1 protein-coding gene (only partly in view) is annotated in these 23,631 nt (G+C 62.4%); it reads left to right on the top strand.

The genetic code is table 11. The features are described 5' to 3' along the window. Positions 1-23,631, top strand: partial view of an ESPR-type extended signal peptide-containing protein gene (locus L0U80_RS28895; RefSeq protein ID WP_233874363.1) — the 3' portion only. 27,612 nt of this gene lie to the left of the window's left edge; the window shows 23,631 of its 51,243 coding nt (coding positions 27,613-51,243); its start codon lies beyond the left edge, outside the window; it ends in the stop codon at positions 23,629-23,631.

The raw sequence follows: 23,631 nt of genomic DNA, 5'->3' as shown, positions 1-23,631 counted from the left end.
GGCAACGTCACGAACGACGCGAACGGCACGATCGACACCAGCAATGGCGGCACGACGGATGTCAACGGCAGCCTGTCGAACAACGGGACGGTGGCAACCGACAACGGTTCGCTGAACGTCAACGGCAGCGTGGACAACAACGGCACGCTGGATACGACGGACAACGGCACGACCAGCATCGGTGGTGACCTGAACAACAGCGGCAACGTCAGTACGACCGACAACGGCTCGCTGAACGTGGGTGGCAACGTCACGAACGACGCGAATGGCACGATCGACACCAGCAATGGCGGCACGACGGATGTCAACGGCAGCCTGTCGAACAACGGGACGGTGGCAACCGACAACGGTTCGCTGAACGTCAACGGCAGCGTGGACAACAGCGGCACGCTGGACACGACGGACAACGGCACCACCAGCATCGGTGGTGACCTGAACAACAGCGGCAACGTCAGCACGACCGACAACGGCACGCTGAACGTGTCGGGTAACGTCACGAACGACGCGAACGGCACGATCGACACCAGCAATGGCGGCACGACGGATGTCAACGGCAGCCTGTCGAACAACGGGACGGTGGCAACCGACAACGGTTCGCTGAACGTCAACGGCAGCGTGGACAACAACGGCACGCTGGACACGACGGACAACGGCACGACCAGCATCGGTGGCGACCTGAACAACAGCGGCAACGTCAGCACGACCGACAACGGCACGCTGAACGTGTCGGGCAACGTCACGAACGACGCGAACGGCACGATCGACACCAGCAATGGCGGCACGACGGATGTCAACGGCAGCCTCTCGAACAACGGGACGGTGGCCACCGACAACGGCACGCTGAACGTCAACGGCAGCGTGGACAACAACGGCACGCTGGACACGACGGACAATGGCACCACCAGCATCGGTGGTGACCTGAACAACAGCGGCAACGTCAGCACGACCGACAACGGCACGCTGAACGTGTCGGGCAACGTCACGAACGACGCGAACGGCACGATCGACACCAGCAATGGCGGCACGACCGATGTCAACGGCAGCCTGTCGAACAACGGGACGGTCGACACGGACAACGGCTCGCTGAACGTCAACGGCAGCGTGGACAACAATGGCACGCTGGACACGACGGACAACGGCACGACGAACATCGGTGGTGACCTGAACAACAGCGGCAACGTCAGTACGACCGACAACGGCTCGCTGAACGTGGGTGGCAACGTCACGAACAACGGGACGGTGGCGACGGACAACGGTTCGCTGAACGTCAACGGCAGCGTGGACAACAACGGCACGCTGGACACGACGGACAACGGCACCACCAGCATCGGTGGCGACCTGAACAACAGCGGCAACGTCAGTACGACCGACAACGGCTCGCTGAACGTGGGTGGCAACGTCACGAACAACGGGACGGTGGCGACGGACAACGGTTCGCTGAACGTCAACGGCAGCGTGGACAACAGCGGCACGCTGGACACGACGGACAACGGCACCACCAGCATCGGTGGCGACCTGAACAACAGCGGCAACGTCAGCACGACCGACAACGGCACGCTGAACGTGGCTGGCAACGTCACGAACGACGCGAACGGCACGATCGACACCAGCAATGGCGGCACGACGGATGTCAACGGCAGCCTGTCGAACAACGGCACGGTGGCGACGGACAACGGCACGCTGAACGTCAACGGCAGCGTGGACAACAACGGCACGCTGGACACGACGGACAACGGCACGACCAGCATCGGTGGCGACCTGAACAACAGCGGCAACGTCAGCACGACCGACAACGGCACGCTGAACGTGTCGGGCAACGTCACGAACGACGCCAACGGCACGATCGACACCAGCAATGGCGGCACGACGGATGTCAACGGCAGCCTGTCGAACAACGGGACGGTGGCAACCGACAACGGTTCGCTGAACGTCAACGGCAGCGTGGACAACAACGGCACGCTGGACACGACGGACAACGGCTCGACGAACATCGGTGGCGACCTGAACAACAGCGGCAATGTCAGCACGACCGACAACGGCACGCTGAACGTGGGTGGCAACGTCACGAACAACGGGACGGTCGACACGGATAACGGTTCGCTGAACGTGGCTGGCAACGTCACGAACGACGCGAACGGCACGATCGACACCAGCAATGGCGGCACGACGGATGTCAACGGCAGCCTCTCGAACAACGGGACGGTGGCAACCGACAACGGCACGCTGAACGTCAACGGCAGCGTGGACAACAACGGCACGCTGGACACGACGGACAATGGCACCACCAGCATCGGTGGTGACCTGAACAACAGCGGCAACGTCAGCACGACCGACAACGGCACGCTGAACGTGTCGGGTAACGTCACGAACGACGCGAACGGCACGATCGACACCAGCAATGGCGGCACGACCGATGTCAACGGCAGCCTGTCGAACAACGGGACGGTGGCAACCGACAACGGTTCGCTGAACGTCAACGGCAGCGTGGACAACAACGGCACGCTGGACACGACGGACAACGGCTCGACGAACATCGGTGGCGACCTGAACAACAGCGGCAATGTCAGCACGACCGACAACGGCACGCTGAACGTGGGTGGCAACGTCACGAACAACGGGACGGTCGACACGGATAACGGTTCGCTGAACGTGGCTGGCAACGTCACGAACGACGCGAACGGCACGATCGACACCAGCAATGGCGGCACGACGGATGTCAACGGCAGCCTGTCGAACAACGGGACGGTGGCGACGGACAACGGTTCGCTGAACGTCAACGGCAGCGTGGACAACAACGGCACGCTGGACACGACGGACAACGGCACCACCAGCATCGGTGGCGACCTGAACAACAGCGGCAACGTCAGTACGACCGACAACGGCTCGCTGAACGTGGGTGGCAACGTCACGAACAACGGCACGGTGGCGACGGACAACGGCACGCTGAACGTCAACGGCAGCGTGGACAACAGCGGCACGCTGGACACGACGGACAACGGCACCACCAGCATCGGTGGCGACCTGAACAACAGCGGCAACGTCAGTACGACCGACAACGGCTCGCTGAACGTGTCGGGCAACGTCACGAACGACGCGAACGGCACGATCGACACCAGCAATGGCGGCACGACGGATGTCAACGGCAGCCTCTCGAACAACGGGACGGTGGCCACCGACAACGGCACGCTGAACGTCAACGGCAGCGTGGACAACAACGGCACGCTGGACACGACGGACAATGGCACCACCAGCATCGGTGGTGACCTGAACAACAGCGGCAACGTCAGCACGACCGACAACGGCACGCTGAACGTGTCGGGCAACGTCACGAACGACGCGAACGGCACGATCGACACCAGCAATGGCGGCACGACCGATGTCAACGGCAGCCTGTCGAACAACGGGACGGTCGACACGGACAACGGCTCGCTGAACGTCAACGGCAGCGTGGACAACAATGGCACGCTGGACACGACGGACAACGGCACGACGAACATCGGTGGTGACCTGAACAACAGCGGCAACGTCAGTACGACCGACAACGGCTCGCTGAACGTGGGTGGCAACGTCACGAACAACGGGACGGTCGACACGGATAACGGTTCGCTGAACGTGGCTGGCAACGTCACGAACGACGCGAACGGCACGATCGACACCAGCAATGGCGGCACGACGGATGTCAACGGCAGCCTGTCGAACAACGGGACGGTGGCAACCGACAACGGTTCGCTGAACGTCAACGGCAGCGTGGACAACAACGGCACGCTGGACACGACGGACAACGGCACCACCAGCATCGGTGGCGACCTGAACAACAGCGGCAACGTCAGTACGACCGACAACGGCTCGCTGAACGTGGGTGGCAACGTCACGAACAACGGGACGGTGGCGACGGACAACGGTTCGCTGAACGTCAACGGCAGCGTGGACAACAACGGCACGCTGGACACGACGGACAACGGCACCACCAGCATCGGTGGCGACCTGAACAACAGCGGCAACGTCAGTACGACCGACAACGGCTCGCTGAACGTGGGTGGCAACGTCACGAACAACGGGACGGTGGCGACGGACAACGGTTCGCTGAACGTCAACGGCAGCGTGGACAACAGCGGCACGCTGGACACGACGGACAACGGCACCACCAGCATCGGTGGCGACCTGAACAACAGCGGCAACGTCAGCACGACCGACAACGGCACGCTGAACGTGGCTGGCAACGTCACGAACGACGCGAACGGCACGATCGACACCAGCAATGGCGGCACGACGGATGTCAACGGCAGCCTGTCGAACAACGGCACGGTGGCGACGGACAACGGCACGCTGAACGTCAACGGCAGCGTGGACAACAACGGCACGCTGGATACGACGGACAACGGCACGACCAGCATCGGTGGTGACCTGAACAACAGCGGCAACGTCAGCACGACCGACAACGGCACGCTGAACGTGTCGGGTAACGTCACGAACGACGCGAATGGCACGATCGACACCAGCAATGGCGGCACGACGGATGTCAACGGCAGCCTGTCGAACAACGGGACGGTGGCAACCGACAACGGTTCGCTGAACGTCAACGGCAGCGTGGACAACAGCGGCACGCTGGACACGACGGACAACGGCACCACCAGCATCGGTGGTGACCTGAACAACAGCGGCAACGTCAGCACGACCGACAACGGCACGCTGAACGTGTCGGGTAACGTCACGAACGACGCGAACGGCACGATCGACACCAGCAATGGCGGCACGACGGATGTCAACGGCAGCCTGTCGAACAACGGGACGGTGGCAACCGACAACGGTTCGCTGAACGTCAACGGCAGCGTGGACAACAACGGCACGCTGGACACGACGGACAACGGCACGACCAGCATCGGTGGCGACCTGAACAACAGCGGCAACGTCAGCACGACCGACAACGGCACGCTGAACGTGTCGGGCAACGTCACGAACGACGCCAACGGCACGATCGACACCAGCAATGGCGGCACGACGGATGTCAACGGCAGCCTGGCGAACAACGGCACGGTGGCGACGGACAACGGTTCGCTGAACGTCAACGGCAGCGTGGACAACAGCGGCACGCTGGACACGACGGACAACGGCACCACCAGCATCGGTGGCGACCTGAACAACAGCGGCAACGTCAGTACGACCGACAACGGCTCGCTGAACGTGGGTGGCAACGTCACGAACAACGGGACGGTGGCGACGGACAACGGTTCGCTGAACGTCAACGGCAGCGTGGACAACAACGGCACGCTGGACACGACGGACAACGGCACCACCAGCATCGGTGGCGACCTGAACAACAGCGGCAACGTCAGTACGACCGACAACGGCTCGCTGAACGTGGGTGGCAACGTCACGAACAACGGGACGGTGGCGACGGACAACGGTTCGCTGAACGTCAACGGCAGCGTGGACAACAGCGGCACGCTGGACACGACGGACAACGGCACCACCAGCATCGGTGGCGACCTGAACAACAGCGGCAACGTCAGCACGACCGACAACGGCACGCTGAACGTGGCTGGCAACGTCACGAACGACGCGAACGGCACGATCGACACCAGCAATGGCGGCACGACGGATGTCAACGGCAGCCTGTCGAACAACGGCACGGTGGCGACGGACAACGGCACGCTGAACGTCAACGGCAGCGTGGACAACAACGGCACGCTGGATACGACGGACAACGGCACGACCAGCATCGGTGGTGACCTGAACAACAGCGGCAACGTCAGCACGACCGACAACGGCACGCTGAACGTGTCGGGTAACGTCACGAACGACGCGAACGGCACGATCGACACCAGCAATGGCGGCACGACGGATGTCAACGGCAGCCTGTCGAACAACGGGACGGTGGCAACCGACAACGGTTCGCTGAACGTCAACGGCAGCGTGGACAACAACGGCACGCTGGACACGACGGACAACGGCTCGACGAACATCGGTGGCGACCTGAACAACAGCGGCAATGTCAGCACGACCGACAACGGCACGCTGAACGTGGGTGGCAACGTCACGAACAACGGGACGGTCGACACGGATAACGGTTCGCTGAACGTGGCTGGCAACGTCACGAACGACGCGAACGGCACGATCGACACCAGCAATGGCGGCACGACGGATGTCAACGGCAGCCTGTCGAACAACGGCACGGTGGCGACGGACAACGGCACGCTGAACGTCAACGGCAGCGTGGACAACAACGGCACGCTGGACACGACGGACAACGGCACGACCAGCATCGGTGGCGACCTGAACAACAGCGGCAACGTCAGCACGACCGACAACGGCACGCTGAACGCGGCTGGCAACGTCACGAACGACGCCAACGGCACGATCGACACCAGCAATGGCGGCACGACGGATGTCAACGGCAGCCTGTCGAACAACGGCACGGTGGCAACCGACAACGGTTCGCTGAACGTCAACGGCAGCGTGGACAACAGCGGCACGCTGGACACGACGGACAACGGCACCACCAGCATCGGTGGCGACCTGAACAACAGCGGCAACGTCAGTACGACCGACAACGGCTCGCTGAACGTGGGTGGCAACGTCACGAACAACGGGACGGTCGACACGGATAACGGTTCGCTGAACGTGTCGGGCAACGTCACGAACGACGCCAACGGCACGATCGACACCAGCAATGGCGGCACGACGGATGTCAACGGCAGCCTCTCGAACAACGGGACGGTGGCCACCGACAACGGCACGCTGAACGTCAACGGCAGCGTGGACAACAACGGCACGCTGGACACGACGGACAATGGCACCACCAGCATCGGTGGTGACCTGAACAACAGCGGCAACGTCAGCACGACCGACAACGGCACGCTGAACGTGTCGGGTAACGTCACGAACGACGCGAACGGCACGATCGACACCAGCAATGGCGGCACGACGGATGTCAACGGCAGCCTGTCGAACAACGGGACGGTGGCAACCGACAACGGTTCGCTGAACGTCAACGGCAGCGTGGACAACAACGGCACGCTGGACACGACGGACAACGGCTCGACGAACATCGGTGGCGACCTGAACAACAGCGGCAATGTCAGCACGACCGACAACGGCACGCTGAACGTGGGTGGCAACGTCACGAACAACGGGACGGTCGACACGGATAACGGTTCGCTGAACGTGGCTGGCAACGTCACGAACGACGCGAACGGCACGATCGACACCAGCAATGGCGGCACGACGGATGTCAACGGCAGCCTGTCGAACAACGGCACGGTGGCGACGGACAACGGTTCGCTGAACGTCAACGGCAGCGTGGACAACAACGGCACGCTGAACACGACGGACAACGGCACCACCAGCATCGGTGGCGACCTGAACAACAGCGGCAACGTCAGTACGACCGACAACGGCTCGCTGAACGTGGGTGGCAACGTCACGAACAACGGGACGGTGGCGACGGACAACGGTTCGCTGAACGTCAACGGCAGCGTGGACAACAGCGGCACGCTGGACACGACGGACAACGGCACCACCAGCATCGGTGGCGACCTGAACAACAGCGGCAACGTCAGTACGACCGACAACGGCTCGCTGAACGTGTCGGGCAACGTCACGAACGACGCGAACGGCACGATCGACACCAGCAATGGCGGCACGACCGATGTCAACGGCAGCCTGTCGAACAACGGGACGGTCGACACGGACAACGGCACGCTGAACGTCAACGGCAGCGTGGACAACAATGGCACGCTGGACACGACGGACAACGGCACGACGAACATCGGTGGTGACCTGAACAACAGCGGCAACGTCAGCACGACCGACAACGGCTCGCTGAACGTGGGTGGCAACGTCACGAACAACGGGACGGTCGACACGGATAACGGTTCGCTGAACGTGGCTGGCAACGTCACGAACGACGCGAACGGCACGATCGACACCAGCAATGGCGGCACGACGGATGTCAACGGCAGCCTGTCGAACAACGGCACGGTGGCGACGGACAACGGTTCGCTGAACGTCAACGGCAGCGTGGACAACAACGGCACGCTGGACACGACGGACAACGGCTCGACGAACATCGGTGGCGACCTGAACAACAGCGGCAATGTCAGCACGACCGACAACGGCACGCTGAACGTGTCGGGCAACGTCACGAACGACGCGAATGGCACGATCGACACCAGCAATGGCGGCACGACGGATGTCAACGGCAGCCTGTCGAACAACGGGACGGTGGCAACCGACAACGGTTCGCTGAACGTCAACGGCAGCGTGGACAACAGCGGCACGCTGGACACGACGGACAACGGCACCACCAGCATCGGTGGTGACCTGAACAACAGCGGCAACGTCAGTACGACCGACAACGGCTCGCTGAACGTGGGTGGCAACGTCACGAACAACGGGACGGTCGACACGGATAACGGTTCGCTGAACGTGGCTGGCAACGTCACGAACGACGCGAACGGCACGATCGACACCAGCAATGGCGGCACGACGGATGTCAACGGCAGCCTGTCGAACAACGGCACGGTGGCGACGGACAACGGTTCGCTGAACGTCAACGGCAGCGTGGACAACAACGGCACGCTGAACACGACGGACAACGGCACGACGAACATCGGTGGTGACCTGAACAACAGCGGCAACGTCAGCACGACCGACAACGGCACGCTGAACGTGGCTGGCAACGTCACGAACGACGCGAACGGCACGATCGACACCAGCAATGGCGGCACGACGGATGTCAACGGCAGCCTGTCGAACAACGGGACGGTGGCAACCGACAACGGTTCGCTGAACGTGGGTGGCAACGTCACGAACAACGGGACGGTCGACACGGATAACGGTTCGCTGAACGTGGCTGGCAACGTCACGAACGACGCGAACGGCACGATCGACACCAGCAATGGCGGCACGACGGATGTCAACGGCAGCCTGTCGAACAACGGCACGGTGGCGACGGACAACGGTTCGCTGAACGTCAACGGCAGCGTGGACAACAACGGCACGCTGAACACGACGGACAACGGCACCACCAGCATCGGTGGCGACCTGAACAACAGCGGCAACGTCAGTACGACCGACAACGGCTCGCTGAACGTGGGTGGCAACGTCACGAACAACGGGACGGTGGCGACGGACAACGGTTCGCTGAACGTCAACGGCAGCGTGGACAACAGCGGCACGCTGGACACGACGGACAACGGCACCACCAGCATCGGTGGCGACCTGAACAACAGCGGCAACGTCAGCACGACCGACAACGGCACGCTGAACGTGTCGGGTAACGTCACGAACGACGCGAACGGCACGATCGACACCAGCAATGGCGGCACGACCGATGTCAACGGCAGCCTGTCGAACAACGGGACGGTGGCAACCGACAACGGTTCGCTGAACGTCAACGGCAGCGTGGACAACAACGGCACGCTGGACACGACGGACAACGGCTCGACGAACATCGGTGGCGACCTGAACAACAGCGGCAATGTCAGCACGACCGACAACGGCACGCTGAACGTGGGTGGCAACGTCACGAACAACGGGACGGTCGACACGGATAACGGTTCGCTGAACGTGGCTGGCAACGTCACGAACGACGCGAACGGCACGATCGACACCAGCAATGGCGGCACGACGGATGTCAACGGCAGCCTGTCGAACAACGGGACGGTGGCGACGGACAACGGTTCGCTGAACGTCAACGGCAGCGTGGACAACAACGGCACGCTGGACACGACGGACAACGGCACCACCAGCATCGGTGGCGACCTGAACAACAGCGGCAACGTCAGTACGACCGACAACGGCTCGCTGAACGTGGGTGGCAACGTCACGAACAACGGCACGGTGGCGACGGACAACGGCACGCTGAACGTCAACGGCAGCGTGGACAACAGCGGCACGCTGGACACGACGGACAACGGCACCACCAGCATCGGTGGCGACCTGAACAACAGCGGCAACGTCAGTACGACCGACAACGGCTCGCTGAACGTGTCGGGCAACGTCACGAACGACGCGAACGGCACGATCGACACCAGCAATGGCGGCACGACGGATGTCAACGGCAGCCTCTCGAACAACGGGACGGTGGCCACCGACAACGGTTCGCTGAACGTCAACGGCAGCGTGGACAACAACGGCACGCTGGACACGACGGACAATGGCACCACCAGCATCGGTGGTGACCTGAACAACAGCGGCAACGTCAGCACGACCGACAACGGCACGCTGAACGTGTCGGGCAACGTCACGAACGACGCCAACGGCACGATCGACACCAGCAATGGCGGCACGACGGATGTCAACGGCAGCCTGGCGAACAACGGCACGGTGGCGACGGACAACGGTTCGCTGAACGTCAACGGCAGCGTGGACAACAGCGGCACGCTGGACACGACGGACAACGGCACCACCAGCATCGGTGGCGACCTGAACAACAGCGGCAACGTCAGTACGACCGACAACGGCTCGCTGAACGTGGGTGGCAACGTCACGAACAACGGGACGGTGGCGACGGACAACGGTTCGCTGAACGTCAACGGCAGCGTGGACAACAACGGCACGCTGGACACGACGGACAACGGCACCACCAGCATCGGTGGCGACCTGAACAACAGCGGCAACGTCAGTACGACCGACAACGGCTCGCTGAACGTGGGTGGCAACGTCACGAACAACGGGACGGTGGCGACGGACAACGGTTCGCTGAACGTCAACGGCAGCGTGGACAACAGCGGCACGCTGGACACGACGGACAACGGCACCACCAGCATCGGTGGCGACCTGAACAACAGCGGCAACGTCAGCACGACCGACAACGGCACGCTGAACGTGGCTGGCAACGTCACGAACGACGCGAACGGCACGATCGACACCAGCAATGGCGGCACGACGGATGTCAACGGCAGCCTGTCGAACAACGGCACGGTGGCGACGGACAACGGCACGCTGAACGTCAACGGCAGCGTGGACAACAACGGCACGCTGGATACGACGGACAACGGCACGACCAGCATCGGTGGTGACCTGAACAACAGCGGCAACGTCAGCACGACCGACAACGGCACGCTGAACGTGTCGGGTAACGTCACGAACGACGCGAACGGCACGATCGACACCAGCAATGGCGGCACGACGGATGTCAACGGCAGCCTGTCGAACAACGGGACGGTGGCAACCGACAACGGTTCGCTGAACGTCAACGGCAGCGTGGACAACAACGGCACGCTGGACACGACGGACAACGGCTCGACGAACATCGGTGGCGACCTGAACAACAGCGGCAATGTCAGCACGACCGACAACGGCACGCTGAACGTGGGTGGCAACGTCACGAACAACGGGACGGTCGACACGGATAACGGTTCGCTGAACGTGGCTGGCAACGTCACGAACGACGCGAACGGCACGATCGACACCAGCAATGGCGGCACGACGGATGTCAACGGCAGCCTGTCGAACAACGGCACGGTGGCGACGGACAACGGCACGCTGAACGTCAACGGCAGCGTGGACAACAACGGCACGCTGGACACGACGGACAACGGCACGACCAGCATCGGTGGCGACCTGAACAACAGCGGCAACGTCAGCACGACCGACAACGGCACGCTGAACGTGGGTGGCAACGTCACGAACAACGGGACGGTCGACACGGATAACGGTTCGCTGAACGTGGCTGGCAACGTCACGAACGACGCGAACGGCACGATCGACACCAGCAATGGCGGCACGACGGATGTCAACGGCAGCCTGTCGAACAACGGGACGGTGGCAACCGACAACGGTTCGCTGAACGTCAACGGCAGCGTGGACAACAACGGCACGCTGGATACGACGGACAACGGCACGACCAGCATCGGTGGTGACCTGAACAACAGCGGCAACGTCAGCACGACCGACAACGGCACGCTGAACGTGTCGGGTAACGTCACGAACGACGCGAACGGCACGATCGACACCAGCAATGGCGGCACGACGGATGTCAACGGCAGCCTGTCGAACAACGGGACGGTGGCAACCGACAACGGTTCGCTGAACGTCAACGGCAGCGTGGACAACAACGGCACGCTGGACACGACGGACAACGGCTCGACGAACATCGGTGGCGACCTGAACAACAGCGGCAATGTCAGCACGACCGACAACGGCACGCTGAACGTGGGTGGCAACGTCACGAACAACGGGACGGTCGACACGGATAACGGTTCGCTGAACGTGGCTGGCAACGTCACGAACGACGCGAACGGCACGATCGACACCAGCAATGGCGGCACGACGGATGTCAACGGCAGCCTGTCGAACAACGGCACGGTGGCGACGGACAACGGTTCGCTGAACGTCAACGGCAGCGTGGACAACAACGGCACGCTGAACACGACGGACAACGGCACCACCAGCATCGGTGGCGACCTGAACAACAGCGGCAACGTCAGTACGACCGACAACGGCTCGCTGAACGTGGGTGGCAACGTCACGAACAACGGGACGGTGGCGACGGACAACGGTTCGCTGAACGTCAACGGCAGCGTGGACAACAACGGCACGCTGGACACGACGGACAACGGCACCACCAGCATCGGTGGCGACCTGAACAACAGCGGCAACGTCAGTACGACCGACAACGGCTCGCTGAACGTGTCGGGCAACGTCACGAACGACGCGAACGGCACGATCGACACCAGCAATGGCGGCACGACCGATGTCAACGGCAGCCTGTCGAACAACGGGACGGTCGACACGGACAACGGCACGCTGAACGTCAACGGCAGCGTGGACAACAATGGCACGCTGGACACGACGGACAACGGCACGACGAACATCGGTGGTGACCTGAACAACAGCGGCAACGTCAGCACGACCGACAACGGCTCGCTGAACGTGGGTGGCAACGTCACGAACAACGGGACGGTCGACACGGATAACGGTTCGCTGAACGTGGCTGGCAACGTCACGAACGACGCGAACGGCACGATCGACACCAGCAATGGCGGCACGACGGATGTCAACGGCAGCCTGTCGAACAACGGCACGGTGGCGACGGACAACGGTTCGCTGAACGTCAACGGCAGCGTGGACAACAACGGCACGCTGGACACGACGGACAACGGCTCGACGAACATCGGTGGCGACCTGAACAACAGCGGCAATGTCAGCACGACCGACAACGGCACGCTGAACGTGTCGGGCAACGTCACGAACGACGCGAATGGCACGATCGACACCAGCAATGGCGGCACGACGGATGTCAACGGCAGCCTGTCGAACAACGGGACGGTGGCAACCGACAACGGTTCGCTGAACGTCAACGGCAGCGTGGACAACAGCGGCACGCTGGACACGACGGACAACGGCACCACCAGCATCGGTGGTGACCTGAACAACAGCGGCAACGTCAGTACGACCGACAACGGCTCGCTGAACGTGGGTGGCAACGTCACGAACAACGGGACGGTCGACACGGATAACGGTTCGCTGAACGTGGCTGGCAACGTCACGAACGACGCGAACGGCACGATCGACACCAGCAATGGCGGCACGACGGATGTCAACGGCAGCCTGTCGAACAACGGCACGGTGGCGACGGACAACGGTTCGCTGAACGTCAACGGCAGCGTGGACAACAACGGCACGCTGAACACGACGGACAACGGCACCACCAGCATCGGTGGCGACCTGAACAACAGCGGCAACGTCAGTACGACCGACAACGGCTCGCTGAACGTGGGTGGCAACGTCACGAACAACGGGACGGTGGCGACGGACAACGGTTCGCTGAACGTCAACGGCAGCGTGGACAACAACGGCACGCTGGACACGACGGACAACGGCACCACCAGCATCGGTGGCGACCTGAACAACAGCGGCAACGTCAGTACGACCGACAACGGCTCGCTGAACGTGGGTGGCAACGTCACGAACAACGGGACGGTGGCGACGGACAACGGTTCGCTGAACGTCAACGGCAGCGTGGACAACAGCGGCACGCTGGACACGACGGACAACGGCACGACCAGCATCGGTGGTGACCTGAACAACAGCGGCAACGTCAGCACGACCGACAACGGCACGCTGAACGTGGCTGGCAACGTCACGAACGACGCGAACGGCACGATCGACACCAGCAATGGCGGCACGACGGATGTCAACGGCAGCCTGTCGAACAACGGCACGGTGGCGACGGACAACGGCACGCTGAACGTCAACGGCAGCGTGGACAACAACGGCACGCTGGATACGACGGACAACGGCACGACCAGCATCGGTGGTGACCTGAACAACAGCGGCAACGTCAGTACGACCGACAACGGCTCGCTGAACGTGGGTGGCAACGTCACGAACAACGGGACGGTGGCGACGGACAACGGTTCGCTGAACGTCAACGGCAGCGTGGACAACAACGGCACGCTGGACACGACGGACAACGGCACCACCAGCATCGGTGGCGACCTGAACAACAGCGGCAACGTCAGTACGACCGACAACGGCTCGCTGAACGTGGGTGGCAACGTCACGAACAACGGGACGGTGGCGACGGACAACGGTTCGCTGAACGTCAACGGCAGCGTGGACAACAGCGGCACGCTGGACACGACGGACAACGGCACCACCAGCATCGGTGGCGACCTGAACAACAGCGGCAACGTCAGCACGACCGACAACGGCACGCTGAACGTGGCTGGCAACGTCACGAACGACGCGAACGGCACGATCGACACCAGCAATGGCGGCACGACGGATGTCAACGGCAGCCTGTCGAACAACGGCACGGTGGCGACGGACAACGGTTCGCTGAACGTCAACGGCAGCGTGGACAACAACGGCACGCTGAACACGACGGACAACGGCACGACGAACATCGGTGGTGACCTGAACAACAGCGGCAACGTCAGCACGACCGACAACGGCACGCTGAACGTGGCTGGCAACGTCACGAACGACGCGAACGGCACGATCGACACCAGCAATGGCGGCACGACGGATGTCAACGGCAGCCTGTCGAACAACGGGACGGTGGCAACCGACAACGGTTCGCTGAACGTCAACGGCAGCGTGGACAACAACGGCACGCTGGATACGACGGACAACGGCACGACCAGCATCGGTGGTGACCTGAACAACAGCGGCAACGTCAGCACGACCGACAACGGCACGCTGAACGTGTCGGGCAACGTCACGAACGACGCGAACGGCACGATCGACACCAGCAATGGCGGCACGACGGATGTCAACGGCAGCCTGTCGAACAACGGGACGGTGGCAACCGACAACGGTTCGCTGAACGTCAACGGCAGCGTGGACAACAACGGCACGCTGGACACGACGGACAACGGCACCACCAGCATCGGTGGTGACCTGAACAACAGCGGCAACGTCAGCACGACCGACAACGGCACGCTGAACGTGGCTGGCAACGTCACGAACGACGCGAACGGCACGATCGACACCAGCAATGGCGGCACGACGGATGTCAACGGCAGCCTGTCGAACAACGGGACGGTGGCAACCGACAACGGTTCGCTGAACGTCAACGGCAGCGTGGACAACAACGGCACGCTGGATACGACGGACAACGGCACGACCAGCATCGGTGGTGACCTGAACAACAGCGGCAACGTCAGCACGACCGACAACGGCACGCTGAACGTGTCGGGTAACGTCACGAACGACGCGAACGGCACGATCGACACCAGCAATGGCGGCACGACGGATGTCAACGGCAGCCTGTCGAACAACGGCACGGTGGCGACGGACAACGGTTCGCTGAACGTCAACGGCAGCGTGGACAACAACGGCACGCTGAACACGACGGACAACGGCACGACGAACATCGGTGGTGACCTGAACAACAGCGGCAACGTCAGCACGACCGACAACGGCACGCTGAACGTGGCTGGCAACGTCACGAACGACGCGAACGGCACGATCGACACCAGCAATGGCGGCACGACGGATGTCAACGGCAGCCTGTCGAACAACGGGACGGTGGCAACCGACAACGGTTCGCTGAACGTGGGTGGCAACGTCACGAACAACGGGACGGTCGACACGGATAACGGTTCGCTGAACGTGGCTGGCAACGTCACGAACGACGCGAACGGCACGATCGACACCAGCAATGGCGGCACGACGGATGTCAACGGCAGCCTGTCGAACAACGGCACGGTGGCGACGGACAACGGTTCGCTGAACGTCAACGGCAGCGTGGACAACAACGGCACGCTGAACACGACGGACAACGGCACCACCAGCATCGGTGGCGACCTGAACAACAGCGGCAACGTCAGTACGACCGACAACGGCTCGCTGAACGTGGGTGGCAACGTCACGAACAACGGGACGGTGGCGACGGACAACGGTTCGCTGAACGTCAACGGCAGCGTGGACAACAGCGGCACGCTGGACACGACGGACAACGGCACCACCAGCATCGGTGGCGACCTGAACAACAGCGGCAACGTCAGCACGACCGACAACGGCACGCTGAACGTGGCTGGCAACGTCACGAACGACGCGAACGGCACGATCGACACCAGCAATGGCGGCACGACGGATGTCAACGGCAGCCTGTCGAACAACGGCACGGTGGCGACGGACAACGGCACGCTGAACGTCAACGGCAGCGTGGACAACAACGGCACGCTGGACACGACGGACAACGGCACGACCAGCATCGGTGGCGACCTGAACAACAGCGGCAACGTCAGCACGACCGACAACGGCACGCTGAACGTGGGTGGCAACGTCACGAACAACGGGACGGTCGACACGGATAACGGTTCGCTGAACGTGGCTGGCAACGTCACGAACGACGCGAACGGCACGATCGACACCAGCAATGGCGGCACGACGGATGTCAACGGCAGCCTCTCGAACAACGGGACGGTGGCAACCGACAACGGCACGCTGAACGTCAACGGCAGCGTGGACAACAACGGCACGCTGGATACGACGGACAACGGCACGACCAGCATCGGTGGTGACCTGAACAACAGCGGCAACGTCAGCACGACCGACAACGGCACGCTGAACGTGTCGGGTAACGTCACGAACGACGCGAACGGCACGATCGACACCAGCAATGGCGGCACGACGGATGTCAACGGCAGCCTGTCGAACAACGGGACGGTGGCAACCGACAACGGTTCGCTGAACGTCAACGGCAGCGTGGACAACAACGGCACGCTGGACACGACGGACAACGGCTCGACGAACATCGGTGGCGACCTGAACAACAGCGGCAATGTCAGCACGACCGACAACGGCACGCTGAACGTGGGTGGCAACGTCACGAACAACGGGACGGTCGACACGGATAACGGTTCGCTGAACGTGGCTGGCAACGTCACGAACGACGCGAACGGCACGATCGACACCAGCAATGGCGGCACGACGGATGTCAACGGCAGCCTGTCGAACAACGGCACGGTGGCGACGGACAACGGCACGCTGAACGCGGCTGGCAACGTCACGAACGACGCCAACGGCACGATCGACACCAGCAATGGCGGCACGACGGATGTCAACGGCAGCCTGTCGAACAACGGCACGGTGGCAACCGACAACGGTTCGCTGAACGTCAACGGCAGCGTGGACAACAGCGGCACGCTGGACACGACGGACAACGGCACCACCAGCATCGGTGGCGACCTGAACAACAGCGGCAACGTCAGTACGACCGACAACGGCTCGCTGAACGTGGGTGGCAACGTCACGAACAACGGGACGGTCGACACGGATAACGGTTCGCTGAACGTGTCGGGCAACGTCACGAACGACGCCAACGGCACGATCGACACCAGCAATGGCGGCACGACGGATGTCAACGGCAGCCTCTCGAACAACGGGACGGTGGCCACCGACAACGGCACGCTGAACGTCAACGGCAGCGTGGACAACAGCGGCACGCTGGACACGACGGACAACGGCACCACCAGCATCGGTGGCGACCTGAACAACAGCGGCAACGTCAGTACGACCGACAACGGTTCGCTGAACGTGGCTGGCAACGTCACGAACGACGCGAACGGCACGATCGACACCAGCAATGGCGGCACGACGGATGTCAACGGCAGCCTGTCGAACAACGGCACGGTGGCGACGGACAACGGTTCGCTGAACGTCAACGGCAGCGTGGACAACAACGGCACGCTGAACACGACGGACAACGGCACGACGAACATCGGTGGTGACCTGAACAACAGCGGCAACGTCAGCACGACCGACAACGGCACGCTGAACGTGGCTGGCAACGTCACGAACGACGCGAACGGCACGATCGACACCAGCAATGGCGGCACGACGGATGTCAACGGCAGCCTGTCGAACAACGGGACGGTGGCAACCGACAACGGTTCGCTGAACGTGGGTGGCAACGTCACGAACAACGGGACGGTCGACACGGATAACGGTTCGCTGAACGTGGCTGGCAACGTCACGAACGACGCGAACGGCACGATCGACACCAGCAATGGCGGCACGACGGATGTCAACGGCAGCCTGTCGAACAACGGCACGGTGGCGACGGACAACGGTTCGCTGAACGTCAACGGCAGCGTGGACAACAACGGCACGCTGAACACGACGGACAACGGCACCACCAGCATCGGTGGCGACCTGAACAACAGCGGCAACGTCAGTACGACCGACAACGGCTCGCTGAACGTGGGTGGCAACGTCACGAACAACGGGACGGTGGCGACGGACAACGGTTCGCTGAACGTCAACGGCAGCGTGGACAACAGCGGCACGCTGGACACGACGGACAACGGCACCACCAGCATCGGTGGCGACCTGAACAACAGCGGCAACGTCAGCACGACCGACAACGGCACGCTGAACGTGGCTGGCAACGTCACGAACGACGCGAACGGCACGATCGACACCAGCAATGGCGGCACGACGGATGTCAACGGCAGCCTGTCGAACAACGGCACGGTGGCGACGGACAACGGCACGCTGAACGTCAACGGCAGCGTGGACAACAACGGCACGCTGGACACGACGGACAACGGCACGACCAGCATCGGTGGCGACCTGAACAACAGCGGCAACGTCAGCACGACCGACAACGGCACGCTGAACGTGGGTGGCAACGTCACGAACAACGGGACGGTCGACACGGATAACGGTTCGCTGAACGTGGCTGGCAACGTCACGAACGACGCGAACGGCACGATCGACACCAGCAATGGCGGCACGACGGATGTCAACGGCAGCCTCTCGAACAACGGGACGGTGGCAACCGACAACGGCACGCTGAACGTCAACGGCAGCGTGGACAACAACGGCACGCTGGACACGACGGACAATGGCACCACCAGCATCGGTGGTGACCTGAACAACAGCGGCAATGTCAGCACGACCGACAACGGCACGCTGAACGTGGGTGGCAACGTCACGAACAACGGGACGGTCGACACGGATAACGGTTCGCTGAACGTGGCTGGCAACGTCACGAACGACGCGAACGGCACGATCGACACCAGCAATGGCGGCACGACGGATGTCAACGGCAGCCTGTCGAACAACGGCACGGTGGCGACGGACAACGGCACGCTGAACGTCAACGGCAGCGTGGACAACAACGGCACGCTGAACACGACGGACAACGGCACGACGAACATCGGTGGTGACCTGAACAACAGCGGCAACGTCAGCACGACCGACAACGGCACGCTGAACGTGGCTGGCAACGTCACGAACGACGCGAACGGCACGATCGACACCAGCAATGGCGGCACGACGGATGTCAACGGCAGCCTGTCGAACAACGGGACGGTGGCAACCGACAACGGTTCGCTGAACGTCAACGGCAGCGTGGACAACAACGGCACGCTGGATACGACGGACAACGGCACGACCAGCATCGGTGGTGACCTGAACAACAGCGGCAACGTCAGCACGACCGACAACGGCACGCTGAACGTGTCGGGTAACGTCACGAACGACGCGAACGGCACGATCGACACCAGCAATGGCGGCACGACGGATGTCAACGGCAGCCTGTCGAACAACGGGACGGTGGCAACCGACAACGGTTCGCTGAACGTCAACGGCAGCGTGGACAACAACGGCACGCTGGACACGACGGACAACGGCTCGACGAACATCGGTGGCGACCTGAACAACAGCGGCAATGTCAGCACGACCGACAACGGCACGCTGAACGTGGGTGGCAACGTCACGAACAACGGGACGGTCGACACGGATAACGGTTCGCTGAACGTGGCTGGCAACGTCACGAACGACGCGAACGGCACGATCGACACCAGCAATGGCGGCACGACCGATGTCAACGGCAGCCTGTCGAACAACGGGACGGTCGACACGGACAACGGCTCGCTGAACGTCAACGGCAGCGTGGACAACAATGGCACGCTGGACACGACGGACAACGGCACGACGAACATCGGTGGTGACCTGAACAACAGCGGCAACGTCAGCACGACCGACAACGGCTCGCTGAACGTGGGTGGCAACGTCACGAACAACGGGACGGTCGACACGGATAACGGTTCGCTGAACGTGGCTGGCAACGTCACGAACGACGCGAACGGCACGATCGACACCAGCAATGGCGGCACGACGGATGTCAACGGCAGCCTGTCGAACAACGGCACGGTGGCGACGGACAACGGTTCGCTGAACGTCAACGGCAGCGTGGACAACAACGGCACGCTGAACACGACGGACAACGGCACGACGAACATCGGTGGTGACCTGAACAACAGCGGCAACGTCAGCACGACCGACAACGGCACGCTGAACGTGGCTGGCAACGTCACGAACGACGCGAACGGCACGATCGACACCAGCAATGGCGGCACGACGGATGTCAACGGCAGCCTGTCGAACAACGGGACGGTGGCAACCGACAACGGTTCGCTGAACGTCAACGGCAGCGTGGACAACAACGGCACGCTGGATACGACGGACAACGGCACGACCAGCATCGGTGGTGACCTGAACAACAGCGGCAACGTCAGCACGACCGACAACGGCACGCTGAACGTGTCGGGTAACGTCACGAACGACGCGAACGGCACGATCGACACCAGCAATGGCGGCACGACGGATGTCAACGGCAGCCTGTCGAACAACGGGACGGTGGCAACCGACAACGGTTCGCTGAACGTCAACGGCAGCGTGGACAACAACGGCACGCTGGACACGACGGACAACGGCTCGACGAACATCGGTGGCGACCTGAACAACAGCGGCAATGTCAGCACGACCGACAACGGCACGCTGAACGTGTCGGGCAACGTCACGAACGACGCGAATGGCACGATCGACACCAGCAATGGCGGCACGACGGATGTCAACGGCAGCCTGTCGAACAACGGCACGGTGGCGACGGACAACGGCACGCTGAACGTCAACGGCAGCGTGGACAACAACGGCACGCTGGACACGACGGACAACGGCACGACCAGCATCGGTGGCGACCTGAACAACAGCGGCAACGTCAGCACGACCGACAACGGCACGCTGAACGTGTCGGGTAACGTCACGAACGACGCGAACGGCACGATCGACACCAGCAATGGCGGCACGACGGATGTCAACGGCAGCCTGTCGAACAACGGGACGGTGGCAACCGACAACGGTTCGCTGAACGTCAACGGCAGCGTGGACAACAGCGGCACGCTGGACACGACGGACAACGGCACCACCAGCATCGGTGGTGACCTGAACAACAGCGGCAACGTCAGTACGACCGACAACGGCTCGCTGAACGTGGGTGGCAACGTCACGAACAACGGGACGGTCGACACGGATAACGGTTCGCTGAACGTGGCTGGCAACGTCACGAACGACGCGAACGGCACGATCGACACCAGCAATGGCGGCACGACGGATGTCAACGGCAGCCTGTCGAACAACGGCACGGTGGCGACGGACAACGGTTCGCTGAACGTCAACGGCAGCGTGGACAACAACGGCACGCTGAACACGACGGACAACGGCACGACGAACATCGGTGGTGACCTGAACAACAGCGGCAACGTCAGCACGACCGACAACGGCACGCTGAACGTGGCTGGCAACGTCACGAACGACGCGAACGGCACGATCGACACCAGCAATGGCGGCACGACGGATGTCAACGGCAGCCTGTCGAACAACGGGACGGTGGCAACCGACAACGGTTCGCTGAACGTCAACGGCAGCGTGGACAACAACGGCACGCTGGACACGACGGACAACGGCACGACCAGCATCGGTGGCGACCTGAACAACAGCGGCAACGTCAGCACGACCGACAACGGCACGCTGAACGTGTCGGGCAACGTCACGAACGACGCCAACGGCACGATCGACACCAGCAATGGCGGCACGACGGATGTCAACGGCAGCCTGGCGAACAACGGCACGGTGGCAACCGACAACGGTTCGCTGAACGTCAACGGCAGCGTGGACAACAACGGCACGCTGGACACGACGGACAATGGCACCACCAGCATCGGTGGTGACCTGAACAACAGCGGCAACGTCAGCACGACCGACAACGGCACGCTGAACGTGTCGGGCAACGTCACGAACGACGCCAACGGCACGATCGACACCAGCAATGGCGGCACGACGGATGTCAAAGGCAGCCTGTCGAACAACGGCACGGTGGCGACGGACAACGGTTCGCTGAACGTCAACGGCAGCGTGGACAACAACGGCACGCTGGACACGACGGACAACGGCTCGACCAGCATCGGTGGTGACCTGAACAACAGCGGCAACGTCAGCACGACCGACAACGGCACGCTGAACGTGGCTGGCAACGTCACGAACGACGCCAACGGCACGATCGACACCAGCAATGGCGGCACGACGGATGTCAACGGCAGCCTGTCGAACAACGGCACGGTGGCGACGGACAACGGTTCGCTGAACGTCAACGGCAGCGTGGACAACAGCGGCACGCTGGACACGACCGACAACGGCACGACGAACATCGGTGGTGACCTGAACAACAGCGGCAACGTCAGCACGTCGGACAACAGCTCACTGAACGTGAATGGTACGGTCGTGAACAACGCGAACGGTTCGCTGAACACCACTGACAACAGCGTGATCAACATCGGTGGGGATCTGATTAACCACGGGCCAGTCAACACTGATGACACCAGCACACTTAACGTTGCCAGCAACATCATTTGCCCGGACGGGTCGTTTAACGGGGTGATGTGCGGGTATAGCCCAAGCAGCGGCAGCAATGCCGGTGTGATCGGGGAGGGGGTCGGTGGTGCTGGCCTGCTTGGCCTGGCCGGCTGGCTCTTCTGGTACGACGCGACGCACGACTGGATTCTCGAAAGTCCGCAGGCACTGACGGTGGATGCGGGAGACTCCGTGCTGTGGGTGGACGCTACCCTGGACTATGTCGAAGTTGATGCGTTCAAGCATCGTGCGATTGTGCGCCTGCACACGAGAGCCGGGCTTATCGAACGCAATCTGGCCTTCAAGGACCGTGCGGACGGAGTGGACCATTTCGAGGCAGACGACGCGGTGGCGAAGACGCATTCGTCGCTCTCGTTTGACCACGAAACCCGCGAGTACTTCTTCGAGGAAAGTGGCGTGAAGGATGGTAAGCCGTACACCGTCAAGGCACACGGCTGGCTGATGTCGCGCTGA

This window comes from Paraburkholderia adhaesiva, assembly GCF_021390575.1.
Lineage (GTDB): Bacteria > Pseudomonadota > Gammaproteobacteria > Burkholderiales > Burkholderiaceae > Paraburkholderia > Paraburkholderia adhaesiva.
Note: the sequence above shows the minus strand (reverse complement) of the source record. Positions and strands in the feature narration are given on the sequence as shown.